Origin of the sequence: Nostoc sp. (assembly GCF_036916655.1) — a bacterium.
In the GTDB taxonomy this organism is placed as follows: Bacteria; Cyanobacteriota; Cyanobacteriia; order Cyanobacteriales; family Nostocaceae; genus Nostoc.
In genome coordinates this window covers 305,096-325,754 of record NZ_JBALFY010000064.1, presented here as the reverse complement: position 1 = coordinate 325,754, position 20,659 = coordinate 305,096, and the positions used below count along the sequence as shown (strand labels likewise).

5 protein-coding genes are annotated in these 20,659 nt (G+C 39.0%); all 5 read left to right on the top strand.

Annotated elements, in window-relative coordinates:
- Nucleotide 1 precedes the first annotated feature (1 nt).
- Nucleotides 2-6,100, top strand: a complete 6,099-nt coding sequence (locus V7L31_RS16720) for a type I polyketide synthase (protein ID WP_334697271.1) — start codon at nt 2-4, stop codon at nt 6,098-6,100.
- The gene (locus V7L31_RS16715; RefSeq protein ID WP_334697270.1) at nt 6,100-9,489 is read left to right on the top strand and encodes a non-ribosomal peptide synthetase; all 3,390 of its coding nucleotides are present in this window, start codon (nt 6,100-6,102) and stop codon (nt 9,487-9,489) included. Before V7L31_RS16720 ends, V7L31_RS16715 begins: the two co-directional genes overlap by 1 nt.
- A gap of 132 nt (nt 9,490-9,621) precedes the next feature.
- Entirely contained in the window at nt 9,622-11,274 is a 1,653-nt protein-coding gene (gene panP / locus V7L31_RS16710; protein WP_334697269.1) for a pyridoxal-dependent aspartate 1-decarboxylase PanP, read from the top strand.
- Between the two features lie 56 nt (nt 11,275-11,330).
- Complete coding sequence (locus tag V7L31_RS16705) at nt 11,331-15,986, top strand: type I polyketide synthase (protein ID WP_334697268.1); 4,656 nt, start codon at nt 11,331-11,333, stop codon at nt 15,984-15,986.
- A 30-nt stretch (nt 15,987-16,016) separates the two neighbouring features.
- The gene (locus tag V7L31_RS16700) at nt 16,017-20,654 is read left to right on the top strand and encodes a type I polyketide synthase (protein ID WP_334697267.1); all 4,638 of its coding nucleotides are present in this window, start codon (nt 16,017-16,019) and stop codon (nt 20,652-20,654) included.
- Nucleotides 20,655-20,659 lie beyond the last annotated feature (5 nt).

The window sequence follows — 20,659 nt, the reverse complement described above, 5'->3', positions numbered from 1 at the left end:
TATGAGTATTCCCACAGCAAATTATCTCAATGGTTCAGAAATAGCAATTATCGGTTTATCAGGGCGTTTTCCTGGAGCCAAAGATATTGATGAATTCTGGCATAATCTCCAAAATGGTATAGAATCAATTTCTTCTTTTACTGATGAAGAATTATTATCAGCAGGTATAAGCTCATCTATATTAAATGACCCCAACTATGTGAAGGCACTGGGTATATTAGAAGACGCAGAATTATTTGATGCAGAGTTTTTTGGCTTTAATCCCAGAGAAGCAGAAATTACCGATCCACAACACCGAATTTTTCTAGAATGTGCTTGGTCGGCTTTAGAAAATGCTGGATACGATTCACAAAATTATCAAGGTGCAATTGGTGTTTATGCTGGCTCCGGTCTGAACGGCTACTTACTTAATATTTATCTAAATCAAAATATCATCAATTCTATCGATCCTCAGCAACTCCTAATTGCTGGTAACAAAGATTTTTTAACTACTCGCGTTTCTTACAAACTCAACTTAGAGGGGCCAAGCTACGCGGTGCAAACTGCTTGCTCAACTTCATTGGTTGCTGTCCACTTAGCGATTATGAGCTTACTCAATGGTGAATGTGATATCGCTTTAGCTGGTGGTGTTGCCATAAGTGCGTCAAGAAAAGATGGATATATGTACACAGAAGGGGGAATATTGTCTCCTGATGGACATTGCCGGGCATTTGATGCTGATGCGAAGGGTTCTGTGAGCGGCGAGGGTGTGGGTATTGTAGTGTTAAAGCGATTAGAAGATGCTTTGAGCGATCGCGACACTATTCATGCCATCATCAAAGGATCGGCTATCAATAATGATGGTTCATTCAAGGTCAGCTACACAGCACCCCGCATCGATACCCAAGCAAAAGTAATTAGAACAGCCCAAATAGTCGCCGAAGTAGAACCAGAAACTATCAGCTATGTTGAAGCCCACGGTACAGGAACAGCTTTAGGAGATCCTATTGAAATTGCTGCCTTAACACAAGCTTTTCGCTCTAGTACCGAGAAGAAAGGATTCTGCGCCATTGGTTCAGTGAAAACCAATGTTGGGCATTTAGACACGGCGGCGGGTGTGACGGGATTAATCAAAACCGTACTGGCACTCAAGCATAAACAGATACCTCCAAGTCTGCACTTTACTTCGCCTAATCCCGAAATTGACTTTGCCAATAGTCCTTTCTACGTCAATACCACACTTTCTAAATGGGAAACAAATGACACTCCCCGACGTGCAGGAGTTAGTTCTTTTGGCTTAGGGGGAACCAATGTACATTTAATTCTCGAAGAAGCTCCGGTTGTGGAGGAGCGGGGGAGCAGGGGTGCAGGAGAGCAGGGGAGAAAATATCATCTGTTAGTTCTTTCTACCAAAACGGCATCGGCACTAGAAACTGCTACAACAAATCTTGCTAATTACTTACAAAAGTATCCCGATTTAAATCTTGCCGATGTAGCTTGTACATTGCAGATTGGGCGCAGAAATTTCGATTATCGGCGTGCAGTTGTCTGCCAAGATATTCAAGATGCTGTCAACGCACTTCAAGAACCAAAGCGAGTTTTGAGCAATACTCAGAAAACTCAGGAACGCCCTGTTGCCTTCATGTTTTCTGGACTGGGAACTCACTACGTTGATATGGCTCTTGAACTTTACCAAACTGAGCCAACATTTAGCACCTCAGTTGACCAATGCTGTGAACTCCTTAAACCCCTGCTTAATATTGATTTGCGAGATGTTTTGTATCCCAGTAGAAACAGTGAGAATGGAAATAAGCAAAAACAAAATACTCTCTCTGCTGGGCTAGATTTGCGAAAAATGTTAGGCCGGGGAACGGAACAAGTAGATGTCGCAACTCAAAAGCTGAATCAAACCTTTCTCACTCAACCAGCTATCTTCGTCATTGAATACGCTTTAGCTCAGTTATGGATATCGTGGGGAATTCGTCCGGTGGCAATGATTGGCTACAGCATCGGTGAATATGTAGCGGCAACTCTCGCTGAGGTTTTATCTCTGGAAGACGCTTTAACCCTGGTAGCAAAAAGAGCGCAAATGATTCAAGAATTGCCAAATGGGACAATGTTGGCAGTTGGGCTTTCAGAGGAGGAAATAAAACCTCTGTTAAACGATCGCATTTCCATGTCTGCAATCAATGGGTCATCGTTGTGTGTGATTGCAGGTTTCACGGATGCTATCGAAGAATTGGAAAGAAAGTTGAGCGAACGGGGTTTAGTTGGGAAGCGTTTGCAGACTTCTCATGCTTTTCATTCTGTGATGATGGAAGCGATCGCACCGACTTTTCACAATTTAGTCAAAACCTTTAGTCTCAAGCCCCCGAAAATCCCCTATTTATCAAACGTTACAGGTACTTGGATTACAGCAGACCAAGCAACAGATCCCAGTTATTGGGTGCAGCACCTCTGTCAAGCAGTACGCTTTGCTTCGGGAGTACAAGAGTTGTGGAAAAAAGATCGTCCCATTTTATTAGAGGTTGGCCCCGGTCAAGCATTGATCAGTTTCGCATCGCAATGTCTAGAAAGTGACGATAGAGCCAAATCAGTGATGCTCCCTTCCCTGCGCCATTCCTACGAGCAACAGTCAGATATTGCATTTTTAATGAATACATTGGGTCGCCTATGGCTAGCAGGGGTAAAAGTAGATTGGTCTGGTTTTTATCGCGAACAACGCGGTCGCATTCCCTTACCGACCTATCCTTTTGAAGGCCAACGTTACTGGATTGATGCCAATCCTGAAGCGAATTCAGCACAGCGCAAAGATCGGCAAGCATTAGACAAAAAACCAAATATTGCTGACTGGTTTTACATTCCTTCCTGGAAACGCTCTTCTCATATAGCAGTAAAATCAACACAAAAATTATCTTATTTAGTGTTTATTGATACTCTCGGTATAGGTTCAGAAGTTGCTAAACAGTTGGAATTACAAGGACATGATGTAATTACTGTGAGAGTTGGAGAGGAGTTTAGCAAGTTAGGCGAGCGATCTTACACAATTAATCCCCAAGCAAGTCGTGACTATGATACCTTGCTGAAGGAACTTGCGATCGCGCAGCGTACCGGATGGCATTTCGCTCATTTTTGGAGTCTGATCCCTAACACACAGGCAGAATCACCCCATCAGTTTTTTGAAGAATGTCAAAATAATGGTCTTTATAGTCTACTTTTTCTAGCGCAGGCATTGGGAAAACAAGAAATTACCGACGATTTGCAAATTCTGGTAACAACCAACAATGTGCAAGAGGTGAATGGCGATGAAAAGTTATGCCCAGAAAAAGCAACTGTCATGGGAATCTGTAAAGTAATTCCCCAAGAATATCCCAACATCACCTGTCGTCATATTGATGTAGTCATTCCTGAATCAGGAACACCCCAAGGAAATCAACTCATAGACCAACTTGTAACAGAACTCACTCAAACCGCATCCGATAACATAGTTGCCTATCGTGGTAAACATCGTTGGGTACAAACTTTTGAACGAATACAACTTGAAGAACCAGATCGAGAAAAAATTTCGATCGGGGAAGGTAAAGTGTACTTAATCGCTGGTGGTTTGGGGGATGTTGGCTTAGTACTAGCAGAATATCTCGCCCAGACAGCACATATCAAACTAATTCTCACAGGGCGTTCAGGTTTGCCCGCAAAATCAGAGTGGTCACAATGGCTATCAACTCATGATGAAAACGACGACATCAGTCGCAAAATCCAGAAAGTGCAAGCATTAGAAGCATTGGGTGCGGAAGTTTTAATTTGCCGTGCTGATGTTGCAAATCTCGAACAAATGCAAGCAGTAATGACTCAAGCCTCAAACCGCTTTGGTGAAATTCATGGTGTCATTCATGCTGCAACTGTGAGAGTGTACAACACTGTTCAACAGATAAGTAAAAGTGAGTGTGAAACTCAATTACGCTCCACAGGCTACGGATTATTTGTATTAGAAAATATCTTACAAGGAAAACAACTTGATTTCTGCGTAGTTATATCGTCACTAGCATCTGTTTTAGGAGTACTAGGCATGGCTGCCTATCCAGCAGCGCACATATTCACAGATGCTTTTGTACACAAACACAATCAAACAAGTCTTGTTTCTTGGTTGAGCATTAATTATAGCGACTGGATTACTCAAGAATTCCCTGAATCGGCGACGATGCCCAAAGGTGCAGATTCGACGATGACGCGCCAAGAAGGTCTAGAGGTTTTTAAACGTGCTTTATTTACAAGTAAGTTTACTCAAATAGTTACATCAACGGTAGATTTGCCAGCTAGCATCAGGAAATGGATTGAACTAGAATTTCGTCAAAATTCTCAACTTGCACCAAAAACCAGTTCTGCTTCATCTTATTTAAGACCTAATTTAGATAGTGACTATGTTGCTCCTGAAAGTGAAGTACAGCAAACTATTGCTAATATTTGGCAAGAACTCCTTGGTTTTAAACAAATAGGCATTCACGATAGCTTTTTTGAGTTGGGCGGGGACTCTGTGCTTGGTATTCAAGTCAGTGCCAGAGCCGCCAAAGCAGGTTTTCGGTTAACTCCTCAGCAATTATTTGAACATCAGACAATCGCCAAACTAGCAGAGGTGGTAAGCACAACCCGAATTGTCCAGGCTGAACAAGGTTTAGTAACTGGCCTAGTACCCCTAACACCTGCTCAACATCAGTTTTTTGAATTGAATCAACCAGAACCCCATTACTGGAACCAAGCAGTTTTGTTAGAGGTACTTCAATCTCTGAATATAGCTTGGTTAGAGCAGACATTGCAGCAATTATTAATACACCACGATGCCCTGCGCCTCCGGTTCACACACTCTGAGTCTGGCTGGCAGCAGGTCAACACTAGCCCTCAAGTAGTAGTGCCGTTTACACAGATTGATTTGTCGGCATTATCATCCAAAGCTCAAAAATCTGCTATGGAGGTAGCCGCCGCCGAAATCCAAGCCAGTTTGAACCTTTCAGAAGGGCCAATTGTGCGGTTTGTCCTTTTTGAACTGGGTATCAATAAGTTAAGCCGCTTGTTAATTGTCAGCCACCACTTGACAGTAGATCCCGGCTCTTGGCGAATCTTATTAGAGGATCTCCAGACTGCTTATCAGCAAATCAGTCAGGGTCAGGTAATTAATCTGCCACAAAAGACAACCTCCTTTAAGCAGTGGTCTATTCGATTACAGGAGTATGCCCACTCAGAACAGTTACAGAAAGAGCAAAAACATTGGTTGAGTGAACGTCTTAAGCAGGTTTCTCGTTTACCCATAGATTACCCTAGCGGTGTAAACACCGTAGCATCAGAAGATCAAATTGTGTCAGTAACTCTCAGCGAAAAAGAGACTCAATTATTGCTTCAGGAGGTTCCAAAAGTCTATCGAACTAATACACAAGAGGTTCTGCTAACTGCCCTTGTACAGGCTTTTAGAGAATGGACAAGCGTGAATTTGTTACTGATTAATCTCGACGAAAATGGGCGCGAGGTAAGTACAGGTAGTATCAATGATGTCGATATATCAAGGACAGTAGGTTGGATCACTACTACTTATCCTGTACTTTTAGATTTGGAAAAAGCAGACAATCCTGGCGACGCTTTGAAAGTCGTTAAAGAACAAATTCGTCATGTTTCTAACAAGGGCATTGACTATGGAGTGTTACGCTACCTGAGTCAGGATACGGTACTGACTGAGAAAATTCGCTCCCTTCCCCAAGCAGAGGTAATGTTTCTCTACGTTGGTCAAATTAGTAAAAGTTTGCCTCAGAATTCTTTGTTTAAGTGGACGGAAGAATCACCAGGGCCAACACTTAGCCCCCAAGCAACTCGGCCTTATCTATTACAAATAACTGTATCGGTTACTGGAGGTCAATTGCAACTGGATTTGAACTACAGCAAGAATATCCATAAACGTCAAACAATAGAAAAATTATCTAACAATTTTGCCAAAGAACTCAAATCTCTCATTACCCACTGTCAGTCTCCCGAAGCAGGCGATTATACTCCCTCTGATTTTTCGGCAGCAAATATCAATCAAGAAAATTTAAGCCAGTTACTAGCTCAGATTGGTCAATTAGACAGGAGTAATTTCTGATGAAAAAAAATAATATTGAAGATATATACGAACTTTCACCTATGCAGCAGGGTATGCTTTTTCATAAGCTTGCTGCACCTAATTCTGTAGTATATTTTGAGCAAGCTTGCTTCAGTTTGCAAACTCAACTAAATGTCTCAGCCTTTCAGAAAGCTTGGCAGCGAGTTGTAGATCGCCATCCCATTTTACGTACCTCTTTCTATTGGGATAATCTTGATAAACCTTATCAGGTTGTTCATCAGCAAGTAAGCTTACCGTATGTATTTCAAAACTGGCGGCAATTATCTTTTCAAGAGCAACAAAAGCAATTAAAAGCTTTCTTAAAAGCAGATGGCGATCGCGGCTTTGAACTTTCCCAAGCTCCTCTGATTCGCCTAACATTAATTCAAGTCGATGATAACACTTATGAATTTGTTTTTAGCTTTCATCATATATTAATGGAGGGATGGTCTGTAACCTGGTTGTGGAAAGAATTCTATGAGTTTTATAATGCTTTCTGCCAAGGTCAAGATTTACATCTAGAACGTCCACGTCCCTATAGAGAATATATTGCTTGGCTACAGCAGCAAGACCTGAATCAGGCAGAGACTTTTTGGCGGCAGAAACTCAAAGGATTCACACTACCAACACCAATTACTGTGGGTAATAGTTCTGCTAACTTTTCTGACCAAAAAGGAGGTTATCAAAGGCAAGATATCTCAGTATCGGCTACTACAACAACTGCTTTAAAATCCTTTGCGCGCAAGCATCAACTGACCTTAAATATATTAATGAAAGGGGCTTGGGCTTTACTTTTAAATCGTTATAGCCAAGAATCAGATATAGTTTTTGGATCTACATCTTCAGGGCGACCAACTGCTCTAGCAGATGCAGAGTCTATGATCGGACTCTTTATCAACACACTGCCATTACGAGTACAAGTACAGAGTAATGCTTATCTCTCACCTTGGCTGAAAAATCTTCAAGCCGAAGAAGTTCAGATGCGTGAGTATGAATATACCCCATTACTCAAAATTCAACAATGGAGTGAGATCCCCCGTGGTTTACAATTATTTGATAGCATTTTAGTTTTTGATAATGAGTTAGTAAATTACAATCAAGGTGCTATTGCTCAAAGTATAGGGGTCGTTGAATCTCAGCTATTGGGCGAATCTCAGTCATTATTTGACTGGACAAACTACCCTCTCACCGTGAAGGTAGTACCTAAATCAGATTTATTGAATTTGTGTATTTCTTATGATACCCGTCGCTTTGATACTGCTACTATTACCCAAATGTTGGGACACTTCCAAACCTTATTGGAAAGCATAGTTAGTAATCCCGAACAACGGATTTGTGATTTGCAATTACTAACCTCATCGGAAATAAGACAGTTATTAGTTGAGTGGAATGATACCAAAATAGACTATCCTGAAGATAAGTGCATTCATCAATTGTTTGAGGGACAGGTAGAACGTACACCTGATGCGATCGCAGTCATCTTTGAAAACCAACAGCTAACCTACCGTGAGTTGAACAACCGAGCGAATCAACTAGCGCATTACTTGCAACAGCTGGGAGTAAAATTAGAAGTATTAGTTGGGATTTGTATAGAGCGTTCGTCGGAGACGTTGCCGCAGGCATCGCTTTCGATGGTCATCGGACTATTAGCCATCCTAAAAGCAGGTGGCGCATACATACCAATAGACCCCAACTATCCCCAAGAACGCATCGCATTTATACTAGAAGATGCTCAAGCAGCAGTATTACTAACTCAAGCCTCACTACTAGAAACAATACCCCAACACAAAGCCCAAGTCATCTGCTTAGATACCGATTGGCATCTCATCGCCCAACAAAGCCAGGAAAATTTATTTACTCAAATAACCCCTGACAACCTCGCTTATGTCATCTATACCTCTGGTTCAACAGGTAAACCAAAAGGTGTAATGATTAAACACGCAAGCACAGTTGCAATGTTGGATTGGGCAAAGCAAACCTTTGCAATCGAAGCTTTGCAAGGAGTTTTAGCATCAACCTCAATTTGCTTCGACCTTTCAGTGTTCGAGTTATTTGTTCCTCTGTGTTGCGGTGGCAAGGTGATTCTAATCGAAAACGCACTATATTTACCAACTTTGCCAACAGCCCAAAATGTCACCTTAATAAATACTGTCCCAAGTGTAATTTCACAGTTATTGAGAACTAATAGTATTCCGGCTTCAGTCCAAACAATCAACGTCGCAGGTGAACCACTTCATCATCATCTCGTAGAAAAACTTTATCAGCTGGAGAATATACAACAGGTATTTAACCTATATGGCCCTTCTGAAGATACAACTTATTCAACATTTGCCCTTCTAGACAAAGATACTAGCAATATTCCACCGATTGGTCGCCCGATTCACAATACGCAGATTTATTTGTTAGATCAAAATTTACAACCTGTTCCTGTGGGTGTAACTGGGATGTTGTATATTGGTGGTGCAGGTTTATCCCGTGGTTATCTCAACAAACCAGAACTGACTGCCGAGCGATTTATTCCCAATCCCTTCTTAAGAGGCAGGGGAGCAGAGGGGCAGGGGAGCAGGGGAGTAGAAATTCTTCCCAATACCCAGTCCCCAGTCCCCAGTCCCCAGTCCTCAAATTCGGAACGGTTATATGAAACTGGGGATTTAGGGCGCTATTTGCCAAGTGGAGAGATTGAGTATATTGGTCGCATTGATTATCAAGTAAAAGTACGTGGTTTCCGTATTGAACTCTTAGAAATTGAAGCACTGATTATTGAACATTCTGAAGTCCGAGAGGCTGTAGTTACGGTTGATTCTTCGGAAACAGATTCTCAACGAATAGTTGCTTATGTAGTTCCGAACTCAGAGGAAAGATTAACTATTTCTCAATTGCGCGATTTTTTAGAGGCAAAGTTACCAAACTATATGGTGCCAACTGCTTTTGTCTTTTTGGAGTCACTACCATTAACTCCTAATGGCAAGATTGACCGGAAGGCGCTCAAAGCTCCTGATGCAGTGCGTCCAGAATTGGAAGTAGTTTATCAACCACCCCAAACCGAGGTAGAAAAAACTATTGCTGATATTTGGCAAGAAGTACTTAATCTTGAGAAGGTAGGAATTCATGATAATTTCTTTGAACTGGGTGGTCATTCACTGCTTTTAGTTCAAGTTCATAGTAAATTACAAAAAAGATTTCAGAGAGATTTTCTCTTAGTAGAAATGTTTCAATATCCAACCGTAAGCCACCTAGCTAGATATTTTAGTCAAGAATCAAGACAAGAAACATCTTTTATAAAGCATTCTGAAAATAGGACAGCTTCAGTACAGCGGCGAAAGCAAGCGAGAAAAGAACATCGAGAGATAACAAAAGAAAGGGGGGCTTCATATCAATCAGGTGATTGAAGAAGAATACAGAATTCAGAATACAGAATTCAGAATCAAGATGCGGCGATCGCAGACTCGCTAACTCAAAGAAATGATATAGATACTTTGACATAAGATAAAGATTAGAAAATACCTATTTCAGGAGATGAAATGACATTAAGCGAAAAAGAAATCTTAACTATCAATAAATTTTCCCAGAACGATCAAGTATTGTATTCTGAAATTGGTGAGTATGTAAAAGGAATGTTTACACCTACTCAAGATAAATCTCTGGAAACGCAGATAGATGAGATAGCCAATGATTTTTCTCAAGATTTTTTAAGTGCAAAAAGTGCAAATACTAATGTTGACCTTGAATTGATAATTAGGAATTTTGGCAATAGTAAAATACCTACACAGCCTACTGATTTTGAAAGCTATTTTCAATCTTTAAATGAAAATGTTGTTGCTCATTCAATACACACATCATCACCACAATTTATCGGTCACATGACCTCAGCACTTCCTTCTTTTGTGCGCCCTTTAGCAAAACTGATGACAGCAATGAATCAAAATGCTGTCAAAATAGAGACTGCTAAGACCTTGAGCTTCTGCGAACGTGAAGCTTTAGCAATGATGCATCGACAAATTTATAATTTATCCGATAATTTCTACACCCAACATATTCAAAATAATCAGAGTACATTAGGAATTTTGGTTTCTGGTGGTACAACAGCTAATATCACAGCCCTTTGGTGTGCCAGAAATAAATCTTTAGGCGCGAAAAATGAATTTTTAGGCATAGAAAAAGAAGGTTTAAGCGCAGCTTTAAATTTCTATGGTTACAAAGGAGCAGTCATAATTGGCTCCGAATTAATGCATTTCTCTTTTGATAAAGCTGCGGATTTAATGGGCATAAGTACCCAAAATTTGATTAGAGTGGCCGTTGATTCTAACAATCAAGTCAATCTACAAGCGTTACGCCAAGCTGTTGCAGATTGTCAGGAGAAAAACTTACATATTATAGCTATTGTTGGTATTGCGGGAACCACGGATTCTGGTAGTGTCGATCCGCTAGAAGATATTGCAGAGATTGCCCAAGAAAATAATGTACATTTTCATGTGGATGCTGCTTGGGGTGGCCCGGTTATCTTTTCTCGAAAACATCGACATAAGCTTGCTGGCATTGAAAAAGCTGATTCAGTAACCATTGATGGACATAAACAATTATATTTACCAATGGGTATTGGTATGGTCTTTTTCCACGACCCTTATCTAGCTTCTTCAATTGAAAAACATGCTAGCTATACCATGCGTAAGGGATCGTTTGATTTAGGTAAGCGTGCTTTAGAAGGTTCTCGGCCGGGGATGGCTTTATTTTTACATGCCGGTCTAAAGCTGATTGGGCTTAAGGGATATGAGTTTTTAATTGATGAAGGAATTAGGAAAACTCAATACATGGCTGCTCGAATTTCGGCAATGCCTGAATTTGAATTGTTGGCAGAACCAGATACTAATTTGTTAATTTATCGCTATATTCCAGAGCAATTTAGAGGAGCAATTGTCAAACAACAGTTTACAGAGACAGATAATCAAATCATCAACAATTTTAATGAATATTTACAAAAGATGCAGCGCCAAATTGGCCGCACTTTTATCTCACGAACCACAAAAACAACTATCAGCTTTAACAAAGAAATTTCAGTAATTGCTATGCGTGCAGTAATTGCTAATCCCTTAACTACTGAAGAAGATATTGACGCAGTTTTAAATGACCAAATTCAGATTGCTTCTGAAATCTCAAATTCATATTTTCTCAAATAGAAATAATTAGCTAAGTCTTATTGAGTGTCTTGACGTTTATGATAGGATTTTGATTTATGGATGCAGCAAATAATTTTATTCCTAGCTTAAATGATAAAGACGAAATCGCTATTATTGGAATGGCGGGTCGTTTTCCTGGTTCAAAAAACGTTGATATTTTTTGGCAAAATCTGCGGGATGGTGTAGAATCAATTTCTTTTTTCACAGATGAAGAACTAATATCATCTGGGGTAGATTCATCATTGCTCAACAATCCCAATTATGTGAAGGCAAGCGCTATATTAGAAGATATAGAGTTATTTGATGCTTCATTTTTTGGTTTTTCTCCCAGAGAAGCTGAAATTACAGACCCACAACACCGCCTTTTCATCGAATGTGTTTGGGAAGCTTTAGAAAATGCTGGTTATAACTCAGAAACTTATCGCGGTCAAATAGGTATTTTCGCTGGTGTCGCTGCAAGTACATACCTACTTTCTAACTTATATTCCAATCGAGATTTGATGGAATCAGTAGATAGCTACCAAATTTTAATTGGAAACGACAAAGATTTTTTACCTACGCAGGTTTCTTACAAATTGAACTTGAGAGGGCCAAGTATCAATATTCAAACTGCCTGTTCTACCTCATTGGTTGCTGTCCATATAGCCTGCCAAAGTTTACTCAATGGTGAATGTGATATTACTTTAGCGGGCGGTGTTTCTATTACAACACTGCAAAAAACTGGTTATCACTATCAACAAGGAGGAATTCATTCTCCTGACGGTCATTGCCGAGCTTTTGATGCTGAAGCGAAAGGAACTAATGGTGGCAATGGTTTAGGTGTAGTGGTCTTGAAAAGATTAGAAGATGCTATTGCTGATGGTGATTTTATTCATGCAGTAATCAAGGGTTCAGCTGTTAATAACGATGGTTCTTTAAAGGTTGGATATACAGCGCCTAGTGTTGATGGTCAAAGGGAAGTAATTTTAGAAGCTTTAGCCTTAGCTGGAGTTGAACCTGAAACTGTTACTTGTGTAGAAGCACACGGTACAGGAACTATCTTAGGAGATCCGATTGAAATTAAGGCCCTCACGCAAGCTTTTCGTACTAGCACAAATAAAAAAGGTTTTTGTGCTATTGGTTCAGTAAAGACCAATATTGGACATTTGGATACTGCTGCTGGTGTGACAGGATTAATTAAAAGTATCCTGGGATTAAAACATCAGCAAATACCTCCGAGTTTGCACTTTCAAGAACCAAATCCACAGATAGATTTTGCCAATAGTCCCTTTTACGTTAATACCAAATTATCAGAGTGGAAAACTAACGGGACACCCCGAAGAGCGGGTGTAAGTTCTTTTGGCATTGGCGGGACTAATGCCCATGTTATTTTGCAAGAAGCTCCAGTGATTGAAGCTTCCAGCGCCTCACGTCCTTGGCAATTGTTACTGTTATCAGCTAAAACCAGCACAGCTTTAGAGACTGCAACAGCGCAACTGCATAATTATTTAGAGCAAAACCCTGATATTCCCCTATCAGATGTCGCTTACACCCTACAAGTAGGTCGTCGGGGTTTTGACCATCGCCGCATATTAGTTTGTCATGATCTAGAAGATGCAGCGAAATCGCTTCAAGACCCCCAACGTATTTTGAGTTATCACCACAAGCCAGGTCACTGTCCAGTCATCTTCATGTTTTCAGGACAAGGGTCGCAATATGCAAACATGGGTCGAGAACTATATGAAGTAGAACCGACGTTTAAAAAACACGTAGATACTTGCGCTCTGATTTTACAACCCCATTTGGATATTGATATCCGTCATCTACTCTTTCCAGAGCAAGAAAAAATTGCAGCAGCTACCCAACAACTACAACAAACAGCCCTAACCCAAGCAGCATTATTTGTTACAGAGTACGCACTAGCTCAGTTACTAATGTCATGGGGGATACACCCAGAAGCAATGATCGGTCATAGCATCGGGGAATATGTAGCAGCTGCGATCGCAGGTGTATTTTCCCTAGAAGATGCCTTAAAAATTGTCGCCAAAAGAGGACAGTTGATGCAACAGTTGCCCTCTGGAAGTATGCTAGCAATTAAGCTTCCAGAAAAAGACGTGGAGTTGCTGCTGTCTGCCCAGACGTTGTATAAAAAATATCTAGAAATTGCAGTCCTTAACAGCCCATCAGACTGTGTAGTTTCAGGAACAAAAGAAGCGATCGCAGCCCTAGAAAAACAATTATCATCTCAAGGAATAGAATCTCGGCAATTGCAGACATCTCACGCCTTCCATTCTGAAATGATGCAGCCAATCTTAGAAGAATTTGTGCAATTGCTAAAAACAGTCAAACTAAATCCACCACGCATCGGTTTTATTTCCAATGTTACAGGTAGTTGGATTACAGATGTTCAAGCGACAAATCCCACCTATTGGAGCCAACATTTACGAGAAACTGTGAGATTTTCTGATGGAATATCTCAATTATTAAAGCAGTTTGAAGGTGTTTTTATAGAGGTGGGCCCAGGACGGACATTAAGCACATTAACGACACAGCATTTAGACAAAAATAGCAAACAACAAGTATTAACTTCCTTACGCCATATCAAAGAGCAACAATCCGATCTGAGCTTTTTATTAAAAACATTAGGTCGGCTATGGCTTTTAGGGGTAAAAATAGATTGGTCGGGATTTTATACTCACGAACAGCGTCATCGTCTACCTTTACCAACTTATCCCTTTGAACGACAAAGGTATTGGATTGAACCTAAAAATCATGGAAAAGATGCTCCAGTAACACTGGGTAAAAAACCTGATATAGCTGACTGGTTTTATATCCCTTTTTGGAAACCTTCTTTACCCCCTGTAAAAGAAGATCAAGAATTAGCATCTGAAAAATCTTACATTTTGATGTTTGTCGATGAGTGTGGTTTAGGTAGGAAATTGGTCAAACAATTAGAAGCACAAAATCAGGATGTAATTATTGTAGAAATTGGTGATAAATTTACTAGAGGAAGTGAGTTTCAATATACTATTAATCCAGAAAATGAACGTGATTATGATATTCTCATTCAGAAGCTTTTTAAAGAGAATAAGTTGCCAAAAACGATTATCCATTTCTGGAATGTCACACCTGTTATTGACCAGGGATTAGAAATTGAACAGCTTGAGAAAGCTCAAACAACAGGATTTTATAGTCTGCTATTTCTTGCCCAAGCTTTGGGTAGGCAAGGAACTACTGAGCAAGTAGAAATCACAGTTATTTCTAACAATTTACAACCAGTAACAGGTAGTGAAATACTTTCTCCAGAGAAAGCTACTTTACTTGGGCCAATTAAGGTTATATCTCAAGAATATTCAAATATAAATTGTCGGAGTGTTGATGTTATACTTCCGACAGCGGGTAGTTGGCAAGAACAACAACTTGTAGAAAAGTTACTGCTAGAACTGACGGTTATTGATTCGGAAAAACTTGTTGCTTATCGAGGTTCAAATCGTTGGGTGCAGAGTTTTGAGCCTGTGCGCTTTGAGCAATCTCAGGTTGAAAAGCCTCGGTTCCGAGAAGGGGGAGTCTATTTAATTACTGGTGGACTCGGAGGTATTGGGCTTGTTTTGGCAGAATATTTGGCTCGAACTGTACGAGTGAAACTGGTGTTAATTGGACGTTCTGTTTTACCTAAGAAAGATGAGTGGGAAGAATGGCTTGCTAGTCACGAGTGGGCTGATAGTACTAGCGATAAAATTCGCAAAGTTCAGGAACTTGAGCGCTTGGGTGCAGAGGTTTTACTCGTCAGCGCTGATGTTAGCAACACTGAACAGATGCAAAGTGCGATCGCTCACGCTGAAAAGCATTTTGGTCATATTAATGGCGTTATTCATGCTGCTGGGGTTCCTGGTGGCGGTATAATTCAGCGAAAAACTCAAGAACAAGCAGAAAGTGTTTTGGCTGCGAAGGTAAAAGGGACAGTAATTCTTGATGCAATTGTCAAAGATATTCAGTTAGATTTCTTTATACTAATATCATCAAATAACTCAATTTTAGGAGGATTTGGACAGGTAGACTATTGTGGAGCTAATGCTTTTCTTGATGCTTTTGCTCACTATAACTATTCAAAACAGGGAAGATTTATTACAAGTATTAACTGGGATACTTGGCAAGAAGTTGGGATGGCGGTAAACACAGGAGTACCCCAACACCTCCAAGAATTAAGAATAGAAGAGTTAAAAAAAGGTATATTACCTAATGAAGGTATAGATATATTTTTACGCATTTTAGAAAGTACAATACCTCAAATTGTAATATCTATCTCTGATTTTTTGGATTCACTCAAACATTACAGTTTTTACAAAGAAATACAAGCTCTACAACTTTTAGAAACTGTCAATCCATCCAAATCAAAATATCCTCGTCCTGAGTTAAGTAATGATTATATTGCTCCTCGGAATGAAACTGAACAAAAGCTAGTTGATATTTGGCAAAATATCATTGGAATTGAACTGATAGGAATTTATGATAATTTCTTTGAAGTTGGTGGTGATTCCCTCATAGGTATTCAACTAATTACAAACCTAAATAAAGCATTTAATGCAAATCTTTCTGTTGCAAAACTTTATGAATGTCCAAACATAGGTTCTATGGCAAAAATTTTTACTCCTGAAGAGTCTCAAGAAAATATTTTTGAGCAAAGACTCAATCGAGGACAAAGAAGAAGACAGATTAAAATGCAAAGCAATTAAAAATACAAGATAATTTATCTGGTTAATAAAATGATGAATGCCAAGATAATACAAGAAGAAATAGCAAATCTAGATATAGCGATAGTAGGAATTTCTGGCCGTTTTCCTAGTGCAAATAATATCGATGCGTTTTGGGGTAATCTCCAAAATGGAGTTGAGTCTATTTCTTTTTTATCCAATCAGGAATTAGTAGATTTAAATATTGAAGAGGAAGTTTTAAACGATCCAAATTATGTTAAAGCAGCACCTATATTAGATAACATTGAGTATTTTGATGCTAGGTTCTTTGGTTACAGCCCGAAAGAAGCTGAAATTATAGATCCCCAACATCGCCTCTTCATAGAGTCTGCTTGGGAAGCTCTTGAAAATGCTGGATACGATCCAGAAACATACAATGGTTTGATTGGGGTTTATGCTGGTGTAAGCACAAATAGTTACTTTTTTAACAATATCTATGAAAATATTGACTTACTAAATATTTCCAATAAGTATAGTCTTAATAAAGATTTCTTAGCTACAAATATTTCGTATAAATTAAATTTAAAAGGCCCAAGTGTAGGTATCCAAACTTATTGCTCTACTTCATTAGTTGCTATACATTTAGCCTGCAAGAGTCTACTTGATGAAGAGTGTGATATTGCTTTAGCTGGCGGGGTTACAGTTTTAGTCCCACAAAAAGCAGGTTATTTCTATGAAGAGGACGGAATTTTATCTCCTGATGGTCATTGTCGAGCCTTCGATGCTAAAGCACAGGGTACTGTTTTTGGCAGTGGACTTGGAATCGTCGTTTTGAAAAGATTAAAAGATGCCATAGCAGATAGAGATTATATTCATGCAGTTATTAAAGGTTCAGCAATCAACAATGATGGTTCCTTGAAAGTTAGCTATACAGCACCTAGTGTAAATGGACAAGCTGAAGTTATTGTCGAGGCTCTAGCAAATGCTGGAATCAATGCTGAAGATATTTCTTATATAGAAACTCATGGAACTGGAACATCTGCTGGAGATCCAATAGAAATTGCGGCGTTGACTAAAGCTTTTCGTGCTTTTACACAGAGAAATGGTTTCTGCGCTATCGGTTCAGTAAAACCAAATATTGGACATCTAGATACAGCAGCAGGTGTAGCAAGTTTGATCAAAACTGTTTTAGCATTGAAACATAAAAAAATACCCCCTAGTCTGAATTTTGAAGTTCCCAATCCTGAGATTGATTTTGCAAACAGTCCCTTTTACGTTAATACTAAACTTACCGATTGGAAAACGAACAATACTCCCCGGAGAGCCGGAGTTAGTTCCTTAGGTTTTGGTGGAACTAATGCCCATGTAATTCTGGAAGAAGCGCCTGAAATTAAATATTTTGATAATTCTAGACCTTGGCAATTGCTATTATTATCAGCTAAAACTGATTCTGCACTTAAAACTGCAACTACAAATCTGTTTGACTATTTAAAACAATATCCAGAGATAAATTTAGCGAATGTGGCTCATACTTTAAAAGTGGGTCGTAGAGCTTTTAACCATCGTCGAATTTTGGTGTGCCAAAGTGTTAAAGATGCTGTCAGCGTTTTGGAAACACAAGAGCAGGAACGGATTTTTACTGTATGCCAAGAGCATAGAGAACAGCCAGTCATCTTCATGTTTTCAGGGCAAGGATCACAATATGTCAACATGGGTAGAGAACTGTATGAAATTGAGCCAACATATAAAAAATATGTAGATATTTGTGCTGAGGTTTTACAACCTCATCTTAATCTTGATATTCGTCATATTCTGTTTCCAAAAGCAGAAGAAATTGAAGCAGCTACCCAACAGCTACAACAAACAGCGTTCACCCAATCAGCATTATTTGTCACCGAATATGCTCTAGCTCAGTTATTGATGTCTTGGGGAGTACATCCACAAGCAATGATCGGTCATAGCATTGGGGAATATGTAGCAGCTGCGATCGCAGGTGTGTTTTCCTTAGAAGATGCTTTAGCAGTTGTGGCCAAAAGAGGAAAACTAATGCAGCAGTTACCTCCAGGAAGTATGCTGGCAATTCCGCTTCCAGCAAACAATGTGCAGTTGCTATTGGATGTAGAGACTTTGCCGAAAAATTCTCTAGAAATCGCGGTTATCAACAGTCCCTCTTCATGCGTAGTTTCTGGAACAACCGCAGCGATCGCAACACTCCAGGAGCAATTAATTTCTCAAGGAATTGAATGTCGGCTGTTGCATACTTCTCATGGGTTTCATTCTGTGATGATGGAGCCAATATTAGAAGAGTTTGTGCAGTTGGTAAAAAAAGTTAAACTGCATACTCCTCGGATACGCTTTATTTCTAATGTCACTGGTAGTTGGATTACAGATGTTGAAGCGACAAATCCCACCTATTGGAGTCAACATTTACGCCAAACTGTGAGATTTTCTGATGGAATCTCTCAACTATTAAAGCAGTTTGAAGGTGTTTTTATAGAGGTGGGGCCAGGACGAACTTTAAGTACTTTGACAACACAGCATTTATATAAAAATGCCAAACAACAGGTGCTAACTTCTTTACGCCATATTAAAGAGCAAGTATCAGATGTTAGCTTTTTATTGCAGACATTAGGTCGCTTGTGGCTTTGTGGGGTAGAAATAGATTGGTCTGGATTTTATACCCACGAGCAGCGTCATCGTCTGCCTTTACCCACCTATCCTTTTGAGCGGGAAAGATACTGGATTGATCCTAAATCTTCATCAGCTTCTTTAAATATAAAGCCAGCAAAATTAGATCGTAAACAAGATATTACCGACTGGTTTTATGTTCCGTCATGGAAACGCTCTTTACTTTTTCGTGCATCCTCTGGTCAAATAGAAACAGTACAAGAGGAATGGCTGTTTTTTGTTGATGAGCATGGAGTCGGAGAACAATTAATTAATCTACTCAAAAATCAAGGTAAAAATGTCATTACTGTTAAGCAGGGAGAGCATTATAGTCAGCTAAGTGTTGGTACTTATACAATTAATCCATACAGACATGAAGACTATGACACCTTGTTTCAAGTACTTATTATGTCGAGTAAAAATATTCCAAATATTGCTTATTTATGGAGTATAAATGAGTTTGAAAATCGTCAATCTAGAGAATATTTAGAATTTAGTAATTTGCTATTTTTAACGCAGAGCCTTGGACGTTTAAGAATTAGCAATAATCGCTTCCAACTTTTGGTTATATCTAATAACACTCAAGAAGTGAATGGAAATGAAAAACTAGATCCAAGGAAAGCAGCAATATTAGGTTTATGTAAAGTAATTCCACAAGAGTATCCTAATATTAGCTGTCGGTGTATTGATATTGATTTGAAAAATCGCCAAAAGACAGATAATAGAGAAAGTTATAACAATATTATTATTGACCAACTTTTAAGTGAGTTAACGGCTGTATCTCCAGACTTAGTTGTTGCTTATCGCGATTCCTATCGTTGGGTACAAACATTTGAGCCAATTCACTTAGAGTCAGTAGATCAAGAAAAAACACCATTGAAAAAACAGGGTGTTTACTTGTTTCCTGGTGGGTTAGAAAGTATTGAAGTTGTAATTGCAGAATATTTAGCAACAACTCTACAAGCAAAACTCATATTTATTGAAGATTTAGATTTTCCAGAAAAGGATAATTTTTCACACTGGCTAGAAACTCACACTCAACAAGATGAGGTAAGTTGCAAAATTCAAAAATTCCTAGCATTAGAGAAATCAGCTACTCAAGTTTTAGTAATCCGTGTAGACACAACTGATGATAAACAAATTTATCAAAGCTTATCATCTGAAAATCTTGGTCAAATTAACGGAGTTATTTATTCAGGTGGAATCAATCGTGAAAACTTATTTTGCTCAATTGCAGAAATTGATAGTCTAGAATCAAAAGAATTATTTAGTTTTCAACTTCATCAGATTACTATCTTAGAAAAAATATTACAGAATATAAATCTAGATTTTTGTATTATTTTCTCTTCTTTGTCTTCCATTCTAGGAGGTTTTGGGTTAGGATTATATTCAGCAGCCAATCATTTCATAGATACCTTTACTAACCGACACAACCAAAATAGTTCTTTGCCGTGGTATATTGTCAACTGGGATAAATTACAGATAGATACAGCCCAGGATAAAAAAATACTTGAACAAATATCTGGTACAGATTCAACCATTAATTCCAAAGAAATTGTAGAAGTATTTAAACGGATATTTGCTTTAGATAAAGGTACTCAAATTGTTGTTTCTACAGTAGATATTAAGTCAAGAAATGATCATCTACTTAACCTTGACTCTCTAGGAGATTCAAAATATTTCAATCAACTAGAGTTATCTTCACGCTACTCTAGACCTAACCTGAGTAATGCCTACGTTGCTCCGAGTAATGAGTTAGAAAAACAAATTACGGCAATATGGCAAGAGGTACTTAGGCTTACAGAAGTTGGGATTTACGATAATTTTTATGAGTTAGGAGGAGACTCCCTCATTGCGACTCAACTAGTTTCTAGATTGCGCTCGAAATTTCCTATAGATTTACCACTACGTGACCTTTTGTTGAAAGCGATGATACCAGCCAAACAAGCAGAAATGATTGAGGAACGGATGTTAGCAAAAATAGAAGAATTATCTGAAGAAGAGGCAGAAACTTTTTTAGCTAATATTACTAATAATTCTTAAAGTAT